Raw genomic sequence first — 16,271 nt, 5'->3', positions numbered from 1 at the left:
TGATCAGAAGGTAAAGACGAACGAAGCACGGTTATAGGCGTAGCCAACGCGAAGATCCGTATGCTGGCGTTTGGCTGACTGCAGTCCTTGGTTGTATACCTGAATGGCCTGGTGCTCCCGTTTCATTTTGGCGCCGGCGAATGGGATGCTGAAGGTCAGCATGCTTGCCCCTGCTCCTGAGACCAGCCAGTTGGGTTGGGTGCCTACCAGCTGTTTGCTCATCGGGTAGCTGATCAGGAGGCCCCCCGCATAGGTGAGCACAGAAGCCGGAAGCGTATTGCGATGGCCCTTCTGAAGCTCTTTGCGCGCTTCCGGATGTTGATCCAGGATGTGCAATAACTGCTTTTTGCTGATTTGACTGCCTTGCTGGTAGTAGGCAAAACCAAGGCCTTTTTTCTGTACAATAATTTCGCCGCCGTGCTGCGCAAAGGAGACATTCAGTACACTGCTCAAACCAAGCAGCAACAGGAGTAAGGAAGCTTTCATAGGTATAAGGTGCGTATGAGGAACAAAATAGCAAAAAAGCACTTTATCTCAAAGTACAATTTTTATATACGCATATTATTGCATTAAAGTATAGGGTAATTCCACAGGTTCCACATTGGCAATCAGCTGAATAAACCCCATGTAGCACAAAAAAAAGCAGCAAACCCATGGCTTGCTGCTTCAATTATAAATCACATCATCTGGCCCTAACCAGACTTCCCTAATTTGAATGGTAACACTTATAAGCAGAAGAGCAGTGTTAGCTCACCCTGTTTTGTCATCCTGGAAGGATCTTGTGGGCAAGCCGCATCGGCGTAACCTCCCTTCTGCCAGGTTTCTTCCAGAATGACAACTCTCCTTTGTATTTTAATCTAATACTACCCACGTACTTTCCTTTCTAACTTCCCAGCTGTCCCTCTAACTCCTCGGCCTCCAGCATCAGGTTCTCCCATTTCTGGTTAACGGTGTCCAGTTCTTTTTGCACAGATTCAAACTTCTGGGAGGTTTCCTGCAAGAGGCTAGGGTTGCCGTATACCTTCGGGTCCGCCAGCTCGGTTTCGTATTTGGCGAGCTCTTGTTCCATTTGTTGCACCTGCTTTTCGAGTTCGCTTATCTGGCGGTTAACCTGCTTCAGCTGGTTGTTCAGCACGTTGAATTCGCTGTTGTCACGCTTCGGCTTTGGTTCGTCCTTCTTTGGGGCTGGCGCAGCAGCGGCTTCACGTTTTGACTCCTTCTCGCGCTTCTCCTGAAACGTCTCAAATTCGTGGTAAGTGCCGGGGTACTCCTTGAGCTGGTAGTCTTCGATGTACCAGATCTTGGTGGCCACATTCTCCACAAAATAGCGGTCGTGCGAGATGATGATGAACGTACCCTCGTACTGCTCCAGCGCCTGAATCAGGATATTAACCGACTGCATGTCCAGGTGGTTGGTCGGTTCGTCGAGCATGAGGAAGTTGGCCTCCGAGATCAGCGTTTTGGCCAGCGCCACCCGGCTCTTCTCCCCTCCCGACAGCACCTTGATCTTTTTAAACACATCATCGCCGGTGAACAGGAAAGAGCCCAGCAGTGTGCGCAGCTCTACCTCTGTTTTACCGGAGCCGGCCTGCTGCAACTCCTGCAGAATTTCATTTTCCACGTTCAGGGCTTCGAGCTGGTGCTGCGCATAAAAAGACATGATCACGTTATGCCCCATTTCGCGCTTGCCCTGTATGGGCTCAGTGCCGGCAATGATGCGCAGCAGCGTGGACTTACCTTTGCCGTTGGCACCGATGAGCGCAATTTTGTCGCCCCGCTCGATGTGCACGTTGGTGTCGCGGAAAATCAGCTTGCTGCCGAAGCTTTTGCTCATGTGCTCCAGCCGGAAGATGTGACGGCCCGGCTGCACATTGAAGCGGAAGCTGAAGTTCACCTTCGCCGCTTCCCCTGCCACCTCCTCGATGCGCTCCATGCGCTCGAGCTGCTTCATGCGGCTTTGGGCCTGCTTGGCTTTCGTCGCCTTGGCTTTAAAGCGCTCAATAAAGCGCTCTGTCTGCCGGATCTGGGCCTGCTGGTTTTCGTAAGCGCCTTTCTGTATCTCGTTACGCAGGGCTTTTTCTTCTACATAGAAGCTGTAGTTGCCCGGGTATAAGTTCAGTTTTGCGCCCGACACTTCCACCGTGATATTGGTCGTCTTGTCCAGGAACTCCCTGTCGTGCGACACAATCACCACGGCTCCCTCAAAGCGATCCAGGTAAGACTCGAGCCATTTAATAGAAGGCAGGTCCAGGTGGTTGGTTGGTTCGTCGAGCAGCAGTAGCGAGGGTTTCTGCAAAAGGATCTTGGCCAGCATCACGCGCATGCGCCAGCCACCCGAGAAAGAGGCCAGCGGCTGTTTCAGTTCCTCGGTTGTGAAGCCAAGGCCCTCCAGGATCGACTCGGCTTCGGCCTGCATGGTATAGCCGCCAAGCGCCTCAAAACGCTCCTGCAGCGATGCCAGCTTGTCCACCAGCTTGTCGTGGAAGTTATGCTCAAACTCTACCAGCACCTGGTCGATCTCCTTCTGCAGTGAGATGGCCTCGTCAAAGGCCTGCATGGCCACCGACAGGATGCTCTCGTGCGTTTCGTAGCTGAGCAGGTCCTGGTTCAGGAAACCGATGGTGGTGTCCCGGCTCATTTGGATGCTTCCGCCGTCGGGCTTATATTCACCTACGATGATGCGCAGCAGCGTGGACTTGCCCGTACCGTTCAATCCGATCAGGGCTATCTTGTCTTTGGGTTTGATGTGCAGGTTGGCATCCTCGTACATGGGGCGGCTGCCAAAATGAAAGCTAAGGTTATTAATTGAGATCATAGATTCGGAAAGCTGAGCTACAAAGGTACTTATTTTGGGAAACATCCCCAGCGTAAAGGCCCACAGACCAAAAGTCGCCTCGTACGTAGAATAAAACGTTGCCTACTGCAAAAAGCCCTATACTGGTAAACATTATCACATGTGCCTCGTTCTATAGCTTTATGCTTTTGAAAAATGTGTGCGCGAGACGTTGAGAACAGCAATAAAAAATAACCTTTTATGATCGCAGTTACATCCCTGCTCGACCCTTCCCATTCTGCACGTGTGTCTGAACTGACCGAGTTACTCGACTCGCAATTTGGACTAAATGAGGTGAAGATGACGCCCTACCCGCACCTGACCCTGCTGACGGCCGAAATCCCGGATATGGAAGAGCTGCAGCAATACCTGCTGGAAACCAGCCGTGAGACCGAGCCCTTTACGATCCGCACTACGGGCCTGGGTGTGTTCCCGGGCGAGAAGCCGGTCATCTACATACCCGTCTTGCGCACAGCCCCTCTCAACCAGTTGCATGCCCGCCTGCACCGCGACATTTCAGAGATGAGCAGCGAAATGGGCATTTACTACAACCCCAACATGTGGCTCCCTCACATTTCGCTGGCACTCGGCGATACCTCCCCTGACTTGCTGGGCCCGGTGCTCACTTTCCTTTTCAATTACAACTTTAACTGGGAGATCACGATCGACAACCTGACGATTCTGCAAAAATGCGGCGACTACTACCTGAAGGAAGACGAGTACAGCTTTGGGCGTAAAGAGCTGAGTTTGTAAAAGCCCAATCTCAGGCAACTATTCCACTTCTTCGAATTTTCCTACTTACCCCTGCGCTATACCTGTGCTGTTTCCCAGCAGCATGGTTATACCTGTTCGCGCTATACCTAAAGTCTTATTTTAACTCCATTTTAATCTTGTATTGTTTCACTTTTTCTTAACCACTTAAAATACTAAACCGTATTGTTGGAGAGAATTCCGCACACGATTTTTAAAAGTTATACCTCACCTACATCCAACAAAACAAACAAAACCATGGAAGAGAAAGATCAGAATAAACCTCAAACAAACCACGTCGACGAAAACAGCAAAAACAAACAGTTAGAACAGTTCCGGGAAGACGGCAAAGACCAATATATGACAACTGATCAGGGGGTAAGGGTGAACCATACGGATGACTCTCTGAAAGCTGGTCAACGAGGACCAACGTTAATGGAAGACTTTCACTTCCGGGAGAAGATGACCCACTTCGACCATGAGCGTATGCCGGAACGCGCTGTGCACGCTCGCGGAGCAGGCGCCCACGGCTACTTCCAGCCTTACGAGTCGATGGCAGCCTATACCAAAGCAAAGTTCCTGAGCGACCCGAGTATAAAAACGCCGGTTTTTGTGCGTTTCTCCACGGTGGCTGGTTCTCGCGGATCGGCTGACACGGTGCGCGATGCAAGAGGTTTTGCCACTAAATTCTATACCCAGGAAGGAAATTACGACCTGGTTGGCAATAATATACCTGTGTTCTTTATCCACGACGGCATCAAATTCCCGGACCTGGTACACGCCGTGAAGCCAGACCCGGACAATGAAATACCGCAGGCATCAGCCGCCCAGGACAGTTTCTGGGACTTCATTTCCCTGATGCCTGAGTCCACACACATGATCATGTGGCTGCTGTCGGACAGAGCTATTCCCCGAAGCTTTAGAATGATGGAAGGCTTTGGTGTGCACACCTTCCGCTTTATAAACGAGGCTGGCAAGGCCCGCTTTGTCAAATTCCATTGGCGACCGGTGCTTGGTACGCACTCACTTGTGTGGGACGAAGCGCAGAAATTAGCCGGCAAGGATCCGGACTGGCTGCGTCGCGACCTTTGGGACGCCATTGAGCAGGGCAACTATCCGGAGTTTGAGCTATGCGTGCAAATGGTAGACGAAGCGGATGAGTTCAAGTTTGATTTCGATCTGCTTGATGCTACCAAAATTATTCCGGAAGAACTGGTTCCTTTAAAGCCTATCGGCAAGATGGTGCTGAACCGCAACCCGGATAATTTCTTTGCAGAAACCGAACAGGTAGCCTTCCACCCCGGCAACTTAGTACCAGGCATCGATGTGACCAACGACCCGCTTTTGCAGGCGCGTCTGTTCTCTTACCTCGACACTCAACTGAACCGTTTCAACAGCACCAACTTCTCTGAGATTCCGATTAACCGACCGGTTTGCCCGGTGCATAATTTCCAGCAGGACGGCTTTATGCGTCAGACCATCAACAAAGGCAAGGTAAACTATTGGCCTAATTCCCTGGCCAGTGGCTGCCCTATGATGGCTCCGGAAAACATGGGTGGCTATGTGCATTACGCCGAGAAAGTAGACGGTCATAAAATCAGAGCACGTAGCAAGAGTTTTGATGATCATTATTCGCAGTCAACCTTGTTCTGGAACTCACTCACCGAAGATGAGAAAACCCATTTGGTTGATGCTGCCCGATTTGAACTAGGCAAGGTGAAAACCAAAGCCGTACGTGCAAGACAGCTGGCCAACTTCCATAGAGTAGACCCACAGTTTGCCGCCATGGTAGCCGCAGGTATTGGGGTTGAGGTGCCAATTGGCGAGGACTCCATTTCAACCGGAAACTATGTAGAAGATGCTGCTTCTAAAAAGATGGCGAACGGTCAATCTGTGAAAGACTCTCCGGCTGTAAGTATTGACAGAAACAAGAAGGAAGTATCCAAGTCCAGAAGAGTCGCGATTCTGCTGGAGGAAGGTTATGATTACAACGAAGTGATGCAGGTGAAAGAGGCACTGGAGGCAGCCGGCGTTACAATCGAGATTGTATCTAAGTTTCAGGGTAAGCGCCTGTCCAGCACCGGTCAGGAGATTGAAGTGGACAAAAGCCATGTAACGACTGCTTCCATTATGTATGATGCCGTTTACATTCCGGACGGCGAGAAGAGTGTGCGCAAGATGATGGGGATGGGTGATGCGCTTCACTTTGTGAGCGAGGCGTTCAAGCACTGCAAAGCGATCGCGACCTCAGGCTTCGGCATTAACTTGCTGGAGAAAGCCTTTGTAGTAGGCGTAAACTTCGCTGACAAGGAATCGGGCAAGGTGTTGTCCCATTCCGGTGTGGTAACGGCAGGCGCCGACGCGGACGCGGGTGATTTTGCCGATAAGTTTATAGAGGCCATTAAGAAGCACCGCCACTGGGACCGCGAAAAGTCCATGACACCAGCTTAAGAGTTTAAATGTTTGTTATTGATTGTTTGTTTGGGCAAAAGCCGCGAGTTTCGCGGCTTTTGCTTTTTATGGGGTGGTAAGGTTTGTCTGAAGCAGGATTCTGGTGCACGATTGTCATCCCCCTGCCCCCTTCAAAGGGGGACTTTGAGCTACTGATTTCCTGACTGTCATCCTGGAAGGATCTTGGTAGAAATAGAGGGCCCCTACCCCCGGAGGGGAATTTCTGCCGCTACCAATTGGAGGTATAAGTTTCGTAGCTGTAGCAGTTGCTTTACAACACCGTGTCGAACCACCCCTGCCCCTCCTTGTCCTTTAAGAGGGCCCCTACCCCCAGGCGGGGAGCTTCTGCTACTACCAGTTCGAAGTTATAAGCTTTGTAGCACACACCGCTGGCAGGTATAGCAAGGCTAACTTGCCCCGGAAGCTATGGAACAGATCGCTTTGGCAAGGTGCAACTTTGCGACTATCCACTGTTTGAGCGTTCAGCGAGTGGGGGTAGGGGCCCTCGATTTGGATAGTCTTGACTTTTTTGCCTACTTTTTTTGTCAAGAAAAAAAGTAGGTGCCCGCCGCACAGGCGAATCTACAAAGCAACGTGGTTACTATACCTGCAACAGCAGTCGCTACAAAGCAAGCTATACCTAGGCCAGAGGCCTCACGATAGTAGACACGAGCGAGGACGCTCGCGCCATCAGGTTCAACACCCCTCCTTCACTACACCAATTCCCAAAATCCATTATCTTTACAAACACCCTCAACACCAATCATGTCAAAACACAGCTATACCTTTAAAGCCGCCTCCCTGGCTTTGTCTCTGGCTTTACTGAGCGGTTGCAGCAAAGGACCTGCGACCAGCGCCTATACCTTACCCGTTGATACCGGCGTGTCGCGCGAACTGGCGGAACACCGCAACCAGACGCTGCGCAACGTGCAATATGACATCAGGCTGCAGATTCCGAAAGGCAAAAACGCTCCTATACCTGCCTCTGAAATGATCACGTTCGACATACAAGACCTCAGCCAGGCACTGCAGATCGACTTCAAGGAAAAACAGGAGCATGTGCAGCTTGTAAAGGTGAACGGCAGGGAGGTTCCACTGGTCTTTGAGAACGAGCACATTGTAATCTCTCCCAAGCATCTGAAGACAGGCCATAACCAGGTGCAGATCGACTTCACGGCCGGCAACCTCTCGCTCAACCGCAACGAAGATTACCTGTATACCTTACTCGTGCCGGATCGCGCCCGCACCGTGTTCCCCTGCTTCGACCAGCCGGACATGAAGGCGGTGTTTAAGCTCACGCTCACCATCCCGCAGGATTGGAAAGCCCTGGCCAATGCCCCCCTGCAGGACTCGGTTATAACGGGCGCTACCAAGACCTATACCTACCTGCCTTCTGATACCATCCCGACCTATCTCTTTTCTTTTGTAGCCGGCGACTTCAGCAAAGTGAGCAACAGCGACCGGGGCCGCACCATGCATTTCTACCACCGCGAAACAGATCAGGACAAGCTCAAGAGCATCGCCCCGATCTTCAGCATACACCGCGACGCGCTGGCCTTTATGGAAGACTATACCCAGATCCCCTACCCCTTCCAGAAATTCGACTTCGTGGCTATACCTGACTTCCAGTACGGCGGCATGGAGCACGTGGGAGCCATCGATTACAAGGCATCTACGCTATTTCTGGACGAGGGCGCAACCAAAGACCAGTTGGTGGCACGGTCCAACCTGATCGCCCATGAAACGGCACACATGTGGTTTGGTGACCTGGTGACAATGCGCTGGTTTAATGACGTGTGGATGAAAGAGGTGTTTGCCAACTTCATGGCCGACAAGATTTCCAAAACGACGGTAAAGAACAGCAATTACGACCTCAAGTTTCTGATCGACCACTTCCCGACCGCATACAGCGTGGACCGTACCGCTGGTGCCAACCCGATCCGTCAGGACCTGGCCAATTTGCAGGATGCAGGATCGCTCTACGGGCACATCATCTACCACAAGGCCCCTGTCATGATGCGGCAGCTCGAGCGCCTGATGGGTGAAAAAGCTTTTCAAGAAGGCCTGCAGGTATACCTGAAAACCTATGCCAACGGCAACGCCACCTGGCCGCAGCTGATCGAAATTCTGGACGCCCGAACACCTGCCGACCTGCAGGCCTGGAACCAGGTATGGGTGAACGAGCCGGGCCGTCCGGTGTTCGATTGTAAGCTGGATGTAGAAGATGGGAAAATCAGCGTTTTTTCTATCTCGCAGAAAGGCGAAGACGGATCCGACCGTTTGTGGCCTCAGCTTTTTGAAGTAGCCCTGGTTTATGACGACCGTGTGGAAGAGTACACCGTGAACATGAACCAGCCTTCCATTGAATTTCAGGAGGTGATTGGTAAGCAGTGGCCGCTCTATGTTCTGTTTAATTCCTCCGGGCAGGGCTATGGAACTTTCCCTGTTGATGCACGCGGCATTAGCTACCTCAACAAACTGCAGAACCCTGTGATGCGGGCCTCGACCTACATTAATCTGTATGAAAACATGCTCAACGGAGTAGATATTACCCCCGACATGATGCGCTACGTTGCACTCCTGCAATCGGCTAACGAGCAGGAAGAGCTTAACCTGAAGCTACTGACGGGCTACTTAAGTGACACCTTTTGGAAATTTACCAGTCCGGAGCAAAGAACTAAAATAGCACCGGCCTTCGAAAAAAATCTGTGGGACGCGATGGAGAAGCAAAAGTCTGGCAACAATAAAAAACTCTTCTTCAAAGCTTACCAAAACATTGCCATGACCAAAGAGGCACAGGATCGGCTACACCAGGTATGGGAAACCCAGAAGGCCCCGGCGGGCGTTAATCTCAATGAGGAGGACTATACCTCGCTGGCCCAATCGCTGGCCGTGCGTGACTACCCGAATGCCACAGGTATATTGCAGCAGCAACTAGCTCGTATCAAAAATCCGGATCGGCAAAAGCGACTGCAGTTTCTGATGCCGGCCCTGTCGGGCGATGAACAGGTGCGTGACGCTTTCTTCGTCTCGCTTAAAGACCGCAGCAACCGCGACAAGGAGGCTTGGGTAGGCTCCGCCCTCTCCTATCTTCATCATCCGTTGCGTGCCGCCTCGTCAGAAAAATACCTGCGCGAGAGCCTGGAACTGGTAGAGGAAATCCAGCTAACCGGTGACATCTTCTTCCCGACCAACTGGCTGCAATCCACCTTCGGCTACTACCAGACTCCTACCGCAGCTGCCACCGTCCGCACGTTCCTGGCTGAGCACCCAGACTACAACCCAAAGTTGAAAGGCAAGATCCTGCAGGCTGCGGACCATGTGTTTAGGGCGGAGAAACTGGTGAAATAAGGTTGGAAAGTTTAGGAGTTTAGGAGTTGAAAAGTTAAGAGTTTGGGAGTTAGCTCGTAGCGGCTTTACAGTGTAACGTCGTGGTGCTACGTAGCATTATCCTTCCACTGTAGGGACCGGTCGCGACTTGTCCGGATCGTGCACAGGAATAAATTGTCTGAATCAGGATTTACAGAATTAAAGGATTTACAGGATTCGGAATTTGTCATCAAATGACTTAGATAAAATCCTCTATGTGGAAATCCTGAAAATTATAAAATCCTGTAAATCCTGATTCAGACAAAAAAAGGAAGCCCACTGCTCACGCAGCGGGCTTCTTCATTATTTCAAAGGTCTTTTGTCAAAAATTCCTTGATTCTAAAAATTACATATCCAGCACAATCGCGAAGATGAGCGGTGCCACGATGGTGGCGTCAGACTCGATCATGTACTTTGGTGTGTCTTTGCCGAGCTTACCCCAGGTGATCTTCTCGTTCGGTACAGCGCCCGAGTAAGAACCGTAGCTGGTTGTAGAGTCGGAGATCTGTGCGAAGTAGCCCCAAAGCGGAACACCTGTGCGCTGCAGATCCTGGTGCAGCATCGGTACCACACAGATCGGGAAGTCGCCGGCTATACCGCCGCCAATCTGGAAGAAACCTACTGTCGATTCTTCCTGTGCATTCTGGGTATACCAGTCAGCCAGGAACATCATGTACTGTATACCTGTGCGCATCGTATGCACATTTTTAATGTCGCCGCTGATCACGTGGCCGGCATAGATGTTACCCAATGTAGAGTCTTCCCAGCCCGGGCAGATGATCGGCAGGTTCTTCTTGGCAGCCTCCAGCATCCAGCTGTTTTTCGGGTCGATCTGGTAGTACTGCTCCAGTTCGCCTGACAACAGGATCTGGTAGAAGAACTCGTGCGGAAAGTATGACTTACCTTCCTGGTCTGCTTTTTCCCAGAACTTCAGCACGGTATGCTCGATACGGCGCATCGCCTCTTCTTCAGGTATACAGGTATCTGTCACGCGGTTCATGTGGCGGCTCAGCAGTTCTTCCTCGTCGGCAGCTGAAAGCTCGCGGTAATGCGGCACGCGCTCATAGAAATCGTGCGCCACCAGGTTGAAGATATCCTCTTCGAGGTTAGCACCGGTACAAGAGATCGCGTGCACCTTGTCCTGACGGATCATCTCGGCCAGGATAATGCCCAGCTCAGCAGTAGACATAGCGCCTGCCAGCGTGATCATCATTTTGCCCCCGTTGTTGAGGTGCGTCTTATATCCTTCGGCAGCGTCGATAAGCGAAGCAGCGTTGAAGTGCTTGTAGTGCTTCTTTAAAAAATTAGATACTTCCATTTCCTTGTGTTTATGCTTTTTACTGATTCGTGTTTATACTCCTGTAACTCAGTATGAGTTAATAAAAGATCTACTCCGGCAAAGATAAGCTTTAAAATGACATCCCTGCCCGCCTACTTCGACACCAGCTTCAGGCCGATGATGGAGCCAATGAGCAGGAAAATGAAGAACAGGCGCCAGAAATCAGCCGGCTCCTTGTAGAGGATCATGCCGACGATCACCGTACCTACCGCGCCTATACCTGTCCAGACGGCGTAGGCGGTGCCCATAGGAATGGTTTGGATGGCTTTGTTGAGCAGGAAAAAGCTCAGGGAGATGCACAGAAAGAAGCCGATTGACCACTTTAGCACACTAAAGTTGTTTGAGAGCTTGAGGCAGGTGGTAAACCCGATCTCAAACATACCCGCAATGATTAAGTATAGCCAGCCCATTTTTTTCCTTTTTTTACAAAGGTCGGGACTCGGGAGCAGAAGAAATTTAACAAATGTTAAAAAATCACCGGACCTCTGCCCGGATGCGGCTGAGGGTAACTTGCGTCACGCCCAGGTAGGAGGCAATTTGATTAAGGGGCACACGCTGGATCAGGCCGGGGTTCTGCTGGAGCAGAGCCTGGTAGCGCTCGGTGGCCGACTGAAACTGAAAGACCATGAACCGCTCCTCTGTCTTGATGAGCTCGTATTCAGCCAGCTTGCGACCCCAGTTAGCCAGCTCAATGTTAGTCAGGTATAGGTCCTGCAGACGAGCCAGATCGATGGCATACACAATCGAGTTTTCGAGCAGCTCCACAGTTTCGTATCCTGGCTTGTTAGCCACATAGCTGTAGTAGGAGAAGATGAGATCGTTCTCAGCACCGAACCAGAAGGTCACCTCCTGATCGTTACGATAGCAGAAGGCACGCGCGATGCCCCGTTCAATAAAGAACACTTTGTTGCTCACCTCCCCCTCCCGGAAAAGGATATGGCCTTTGGGCAACTCCTGGCGCTGCATGAGCGCCGTGAGCTGTCCAAAGGTTCTATCTGAAATAGGGTATAGTTGCCGGATGGCCTGTTCGATGGTCTGCACCATGTGGTTGCTGCCCTGTGGTTATTTCGCTGGTTTCTCCAGCACCAGGTTGTGGTTGGTGTAGATGCAGATGTCGGCAGCAATGGTAAGGGCTTCGCGTACCATTTCTTCTGCCGTGAGGTGCGGGGCGTGCTTTTTGAGTGCAAGTGCCGCCGCATGGGCAAACATGCTGCCCGACCCAATAGCGGCAATCTGGTTGTCTGGCTCCAGCACATCGCCGGTTCCGGAGATGATCAGCAGCTCCTCTTTGTTGGCCACCACCATCATGGCCTCGAGCTTGCGCAGGTACTGGTCTTTGCGCCAGTCTTTGGCCAGCTCGATGGCGGCGCGCTTCATGTTGCTCTGGTAGGCGTTCAGTTTCTCCTCGAAGCGTTCGAGCAACGTGAAGGCATCGGCCGTGGAGCCGGCAAAGCCCGTCACGATCTTGCCGTCGAGCAGCTTGCGGATCTTTTTGACGTTGCTCTTGGCGATGTGCTTGTCCATGGTGGCCTGTCCGTCAGCGCCCACGCATACTTCACCGTTGTGGTATATACCTACTACTGTAGTCGATCTTATTTTTGCCATTGCTGTGTTTTGGTTTATGTGAAGGTATACGGTTATACCTTTAAAAGCACTTGCTAAAGCTAGGGCATCTGCAAACAAAAAGCCAAAGGTATAGCAGCCGACAAATTGTCGGTTCTTCGTAGGGCAGGTATATACCTGTCTCCTGGCATCTGCAAGCTTCTGCCAAAACATGTCGTCTTTTGCTATCTTTGCCCGTACGATTAGATACTCAGCTTCTAAAAACATTCGATATGAGCAAAGCGAATTGGGTGACCGTAAAGGAATACGAAGACATCACCTACAAGAAATGCAACGGCGTGGCCCGCATCGCCTTTAACCGGCCAAACGTGCGCAACGCCTTCCGCCCGAAAACAGTGGGCGAACTTTTTGAGGCTTTCCTGGATGCTCGCGAAGACACTTCCATTGGGGTAGTGCTATTCTCTGCAGAGGGACCTTCGACCAAAGACGGGGTTTACTCCTTCTGCAGCGGCGGCGATCAGAACGCCCGCGGCCACCAGGGTTATGTGGACGATGCCGGTATGCCGCGCCTGAACATCCTGGAGGTGCAGCGCCTGATCCGCTTCATGCCGAAAGTAGTGATAGCCGTAGTGCCGGGCTGGGCCGTGGGTGGCGGTCACTCGCTGCACGTGGTGTGCGACCTCACATTGGCAAGCAAAGAACACGCGATCTTCAAGCAAACGGATGCCGACGTGACCAGCTTTGACGGTGGCTACGGTTCTGCTTACCTGGCCAAAATGGTGGGTCAGAAACGGGCCCGCGAGATCTTCTTCCTGGGCCGCAACTACTCTGCACAGGATGCTTACGACATGGGTATGGTGAACGCCGTGATTCCGCATGATGAGTTAGAAGACACAGCATACGAATGGGCGCAGGAAATTTTGGCCAAGTCCCCAACCTCCATCAAAATGCTTAAGTTCGCCTTCAACCTCACCGACGATGGTATGGTGGGCCAGCAGGTGTTCGCCGGCGAAGCCACCCGCCTCGCCTACATGACCGACGAAGCCAAAGAAGGCCGTAATGCTTTCCTGGAGAAGCGCAAGCCGGACTTCAAGGACATTAAGTGGATTCCGTAAGGTGTAGCTTACAGGTATGAAATCAGCAAAGCCGCTCCGTTATGGAGCGGCTTTTTTTATTGAATTTTGCCCTGCCCCTTCTCCATGTAAGGCTGCCAGTTTACGATGAGCACCTTTTCGTCTTCGAGTAGTAAATACCCGTAGTCGTAGCAGAAATAATAGGTGTTACCCTGCTGGGTGCGATAGAGGTGGGTGAAGTGCCGAAATTCGAAACCGGCCGCTTGGAGCACCTCCCGCCTGAGGGTGGTTTTGCCCTCAGGACTGTGGCGTTGCAGCACAAATCGGTTGTGGCGAAGTTTGGTGTTGATCTCCTTCATCAGGCGTTCGCCCGCGTTCTGGGTCTTTCGGCTGTTTTTGGCTATCGACCTGCACTGGTCGCTGCAGTACCGCTTGTCTATTCTGCCTGTGAGCTTCACCTGGCAGTTTTCACATGTTCTCTCCAGCATATCTCATCGTTCTTAGTCCGGCTATACCCGGGTAAGTGCGGCATACCCGAGTATAGCCGGACTTACCCGGGTATTTTACGTCTGTCTTTGATTTAGGTGCTTATTTGCGGTTGTAAATTCTATCCATCATGCACTATTCATCTAATCAGCCTGTTATTTACCTCAACTCCCTGGAGCATGAAGGCGTCAAATACATCCGTTTGTGGCACAAGCCCAATCCTTTTATTGTCAAGCGGCTAAAGGAAGCCGGCTGGATCAAGTACAGCAAGACCTACAAGTGCTTTGTGATGCACCACCGGCCACAGAGCCTGGAAATGACCTTCACGCACTTTCAGGGACTGGCGAAAGTGAGCACACAGTACCTGTACCGGCCCAAAAGGCTGAAACCCGGCAAGCTGGTACCTGTACTGGCCGGAGGGCAGCAGGGAGAGCCGCTTGAGAAGCTGCCTGACATGCCGGTGGTAAAACTCCAGCCGATGCTGGTGGATGACAACAAGACGGTGATAAGCGTCACTTTCCGCTACAGCCAGCAGGTGTACGAGACACTTAGATACAGCAGTCTGGCCACCTGGCAGCGGGAGCAGCAATGCTTCGTCATACCTGAGGGCGGGCAGCACATTCAGCAACTGGCCGAGGAGCTGGAGGGCGTGGGCTGGCTGTGGCTGAGCCAGGAGCTCGTGGTGCGCGACGTGGTGCTGCTGCGCCGGCTCTGGGAGCAGACCTACAGCAAAGGCCCGGACTATATCACCTGCTCGATCGACTACCTGGAGAAGCTCTTCCTGCTCAACTACTCCATGAACACGATTCGCACCTACCACTCGCTTTTGCTGCGATTTCTTAACAGCCACAAAGACAGGAAGATGGAACAGATTAACGCCTTCACCGAGGAGGAAATCAACCACTACCACCGGCAGATGGTGCAGGCCGGAGCCTACTCCTGCTCTTTCATCAACCAGTCGATCAACGCCGTCAAGTTCTACTTCCAGCGGGTGCTGGGCCGGCACGAGGTGCTGCTGCGCAATGTGGAGCGCCCGGAGAAGCCCGACAGGCTGCCCACTGTGCTCAGCAAGGAAGAGGTGAAGAAGATACTCTCGGCCACCGACAACCTCAAGCACCGCTGCATGCTTCAGTTGCTCTACGCGGGAGGCCTGCGTATCGGCGAGGTAATAAACTTGAAGCTCACCGACGTGAAGTCTGACCGCAATCTTGTGTTGATTCGGGGTGGCAAGGGTAAAAAAGACCGCACCACCGTGCTCTCACAGAAGCTGCTGGAAAGCCTAAGGCAATACTATAAGGAATACAAACCGAAAGAATGGCTGTTTGAGGGCCAGTTTGGCGGTCAGTACACGGCAGACAGCCTGCGCAACGTGTTTCAGGCCTGCCGCAAAAAGGCCGGTGTAAAGACGAGCGCCACCCCGCATACACTCAGGCACTCCTTTGCCACGCATTTGCTGGAGCAGGGCACGGATCTCCGCTACATCCAGACCTTGCTCGGGCACAGAAGCAGCAAGACCACGGAAGTGTACGCGCACGTGACCACCTACGCGCTGGATAAAATCGTGAGCCCACTTGACAATCTGTAGAAAAGAACTATATTAGTGTTGCGCTATGGAAGTAGTGGATCTGAAAAGCTGCCTGAGGTTTGAAACCAATAAAAAAGGTATCAGCAGTACTCCACACATAGTGCAGATAGTAGGAGTAGGTACTCCTACTATACTCTAGTTGGCCGTGATTGGGATTATTTTCTGATTTTAAAGTGGCGTGTCTTTCAGGCTTTTTATGGCTGGAGGGCATCAAAGGCCACTAAAGCGAGCAAGCTGCAGAAAAAGAGCCAAAGTAAGAAATGGTGTTTCTGACCCGAAGTCTTGCTCGGCGATGCCGGAAGAAAGCCAGCGCTTTCGGACGGGGGCGTCCAGGCAAGACTTTGGTGGGGCGAAGTTAGCGTTGGGAATTGACAAAGTCAAGGGGCTAGCTTCGGCTGATTGGCTCTTTTTCTGCTGCTTGCGGTGATAGAAAGGCCAGTGATAAGTTAGTCTTTCTATGGACTGTGGCCAGCCCCGAGCCTGACGCCTCTGGCAACATTGCTAATACTTCACTATTAACTGTATTGCCGCCGGCTAAAGCGCCACTTGATAATGGAATATAAGAGGAGAAAATAACCCAACCATTCAGGTTGTTTTCCTTAAATAAATAACACACACAGTATCGGTAGAAAAGGGGAAAACAACCTCGACCAACACTGTCCAGATGCCATTGGAGGAAATTTGCTGAGCACAGCGATCCTCCAACGAGACACCATCTGGACTAATCGTTGACCGTGATTGTAAATTTACAGATTTTAAAAGTGGCGTGTCTTTCAGGCTTTTTTAGGGCTGGAGGGCATCAAAGGCCACTAAAGCGGGCAA

Annotated in this window: 13 protein-coding genes; 5 read left to right on the top strand and 8 right to left on the bottom strand. The window is 51.8% G+C overall.

Annotation, left to right across the window (positions count from 1 at the left end; all coding sequences use genetic code 11):
* Positions 1-3: 3 nt before the first annotated feature.
* Together C8E01_RS05325 and C8E01_RS05320 are read right to left on the bottom strand one after the other, a co-directional pair.
* Positions 4-486, bottom strand: coding sequence for a hypothetical protein (locus C8E01_RS05325; protein ID WP_116542334.1), 483 nt, complete (start codon positions 484-486; stop codon positions 4-6).
* A gap of 397 nt (positions 487-883) precedes the next feature.
* Positions 884-2,815, bottom strand: a complete 1,932-nt coding sequence (locus tag C8E01_RS05320; protein ID WP_116542333.1) for an ABC-F family ATP-binding cassette domain-containing protein — start codon at positions 2,813-2,815, stop codon at positions 884-886.
* Between the two features lie 219 nt (positions 2,816-3,034).
* Here C8E01_RS05320 and C8E01_RS05315 point away from each other — a divergent pair, with 219 nt between their 5' ends.
* The 3 genes from C8E01_RS05315 (at position 3,035) to C8E01_RS05305 (ending at position 9,385) form a co-directional block, all read left to right on the top strand.
* A complete protein-coding gene (locus tag C8E01_RS05315) occupies positions 3,035-3,586 on the top strand; it encodes a 2'-5' RNA ligase family protein (protein WP_116542332.1) in 552 nt (183 codons plus the stop codon).
* Between the two features lie 255 nt (positions 3,587-3,841).
* The gene (locus C8E01_RS05310) at positions 3,842-6,034 is read left to right on the top strand and encodes a catalase (RefSeq protein WP_116542668.1); all 2,193 of its coding nucleotides are present in this window, start codon (positions 3,842-3,844) and stop codon (positions 6,032-6,034) included.
* A 765-nt stretch (positions 6,035-6,799) separates the two neighbouring features.
* A complete protein-coding gene (locus tag C8E01_RS05305) occupies positions 6,800-9,385 on the top strand; it encodes a M1 family metallopeptidase (RefSeq protein WP_116542331.1) in 2,586 nt (861 codons plus the stop codon).
* Between the two features lie 49 nt (positions 9,386-9,434).
* On the opposite strand, the gene C8E01_RS22145 is transcribed toward C8E01_RS05305, so the two are convergent.
* From C8E01_RS22145 to hslV, 5 genes are all read right to left on the bottom strand, one after another.
* Positions 9,435-9,539 carry a toxin-antitoxin system HicB family antitoxin gene (locus tag C8E01_RS22145; protein ID WP_394342105.1) on the bottom strand — a complete coding sequence of 35 codons (105 nt, stop codon included), beginning with the start codon at positions 9,537-9,539 and terminating at the stop codon, positions 9,435-9,437.
* Between the two features lie 210 nt (positions 9,540-9,749).
* The gene (locus C8E01_RS05295; RefSeq protein ID WP_116542330.1) at positions 9,750-10,721 is read right to left on the bottom strand and encodes a deoxyhypusine synthase family protein; all 972 of its coding nucleotides are present in this window, start codon (positions 10,719-10,721) and stop codon (positions 9,750-9,752) included.
* Between the two features lie 113 nt (positions 10,722-10,834).
* Positions 10,835-11,152 carry a DMT family transporter gene (locus C8E01_RS05290; RefSeq protein ID WP_116542329.1) on the bottom strand — a complete coding sequence of 106 codons (318 nt, stop codon included), beginning with the start codon at positions 11,150-11,152 and terminating at the stop codon, positions 10,835-10,837.
* Between the two features lie 64 nt (positions 11,153-11,216).
* Positions 11,217-11,786 carry a Crp/Fnr family transcriptional regulator gene (locus tag C8E01_RS05285; RefSeq protein WP_116542328.1) on the bottom strand — a complete coding sequence of 190 codons (570 nt, stop codon included), beginning with the start codon at positions 11,784-11,786 and terminating at the stop codon, positions 11,217-11,219.
* A gap of 18 nt (positions 11,787-11,804) precedes the next feature.
* The gene (gene hslV / locus C8E01_RS05280; RefSeq protein WP_116542666.1) at positions 11,805-12,347 is read right to left on the bottom strand and encodes an ATP-dependent protease subunit HslV; all 543 of its coding nucleotides are present in this window, start codon (positions 12,345-12,347) and stop codon (positions 11,805-11,807) included.
* Between the two features lie 230 nt (positions 12,348-12,577).
* On the opposite strand from hslV, the gene C8E01_RS05275 reads away from it, so the two are divergent.
* Complete coding sequence (locus tag C8E01_RS05275; RefSeq protein WP_116542327.1) at positions 12,578-13,420, top strand: 1,4-dihydroxy-2-naphthoyl-CoA synthase; 843 nt, start codon at positions 12,578-12,580, stop codon at positions 13,418-13,420.
* A gap of 56 nt (positions 13,421-13,476) precedes the next feature.
* On the opposite strand, the gene C8E01_RS05270 is transcribed toward C8E01_RS05275, so the two are convergent.
* Positions 13,477-13,866 (bottom strand): hypothetical protein, encoded by a 390-nt coding sequence (locus tag C8E01_RS05270; protein ID WP_116542326.1) that lies wholly within the window; start codon positions 13,864-13,866, stop codon positions 13,477-13,479.
* 128 nt (positions 13,867-13,994) lie between these two features.
* On the opposite strand from C8E01_RS05270, the gene C8E01_RS05265 reads away from it, so the two are divergent.
* Positions 13,995-15,449: a tyrosine-type recombinase/integrase gene (locus C8E01_RS05265; protein ID WP_116542325.1), complete on the top strand. Its 1,455-nt coding sequence runs from the start codon at positions 13,995-13,997 to the stop codon at positions 15,447-15,449.
* Positions 15,450-16,271 lie beyond the last annotated feature (822 nt).

This window comes from Pontibacter virosus, from assembly GCF_003096355.1.
GTDB classification, from domain to species: Bacteria; Bacteroidota; Bacteroidia; order Cytophagales; family Hymenobacteraceae; genus Pontibacter; species Pontibacter virosus.
This window is presented reverse-complemented; position numbering and strand designations above follow the sequence as displayed.

What these genes read in the sequence shown, in the direction of transcription:
- C8E01_RS05325 (WP_116542334.1), bottom strand. Translation starts at nt 486, where the DNA reads ATGAAAGCTTCCTTACTCCTGTTGCTGCTTGGTTTGAGCAGTGTACTG.
- C8E01_RS05320 (WP_116542333.1), bottom strand. Translation starts at nt 2,815, where the DNA reads ATGATCTCAATTAATAACCTTAGCTTTCATTTTGGCAGCCGCCCCATG.
- C8E01_RS05315 (WP_116542332.1), top strand. Translation starts at nt 3,035, where the DNA reads ATGATCGCAGTTACATCCCTGCTCGACCCTTCCCATTCTGCACGTGTG.
- C8E01_RS05310 (WP_116542668.1), top strand. Translation starts at nt 3,842, where the DNA reads ATGGAAGAGAAAGATCAGAATAAACCTCAAACAAACCACGTCGACGAA.
- C8E01_RS05305 (WP_116542331.1), top strand. Translation starts at nt 6,800, where the DNA reads ATGTCAAAACACAGCTATACCTTTAAAGCCGCCTCCCTGGCTTTGTCT.
- C8E01_RS05295 (WP_116542330.1), bottom strand. Translation starts at nt 10,721, where the DNA reads ATGGAAGTATCTAATTTTTTAAAGAAGCACTACAAGCACTTCAACGCT.
- C8E01_RS05290 (WP_116542329.1), bottom strand. Translation starts at nt 11,152, where the DNA reads ATGGGCTGGCTATACTTAATCATTGCGGGTATGTTTGAGATCGGGTTT.
- C8E01_RS05285 (WP_116542328.1), bottom strand. Translation starts at nt 11,786, where the DNA reads ATGGTGCAGACCATCGAACAGGCCATCCGGCAACTATACCCTATTTCA.
- hslV (WP_116542666.1), bottom strand. Translation starts at nt 12,347, where the DNA reads ATGGCAAAAATAAGATCGACTACAGTAGTAGGTATATACCACAACGGT.
- C8E01_RS05275 (WP_116542327.1), top strand. Translation starts at nt 12,578, where the DNA reads ATGAGCAAAGCGAATTGGGTGACCGTAAAGGAATACGAAGACATCACC.
- C8E01_RS05270 (WP_116542326.1), bottom strand. Translation starts at nt 13,866, where the DNA reads ATGCTGGAGAGAACATGTGAAAACTGCCAGGTGAAGCTCACAGGCAGA.
- C8E01_RS05265 (WP_116542325.1), top strand. Translation starts at nt 13,995, where the DNA reads ATGCACTATTCATCTAATCAGCCTGTTATTTACCTCAACTCCCTGGAG.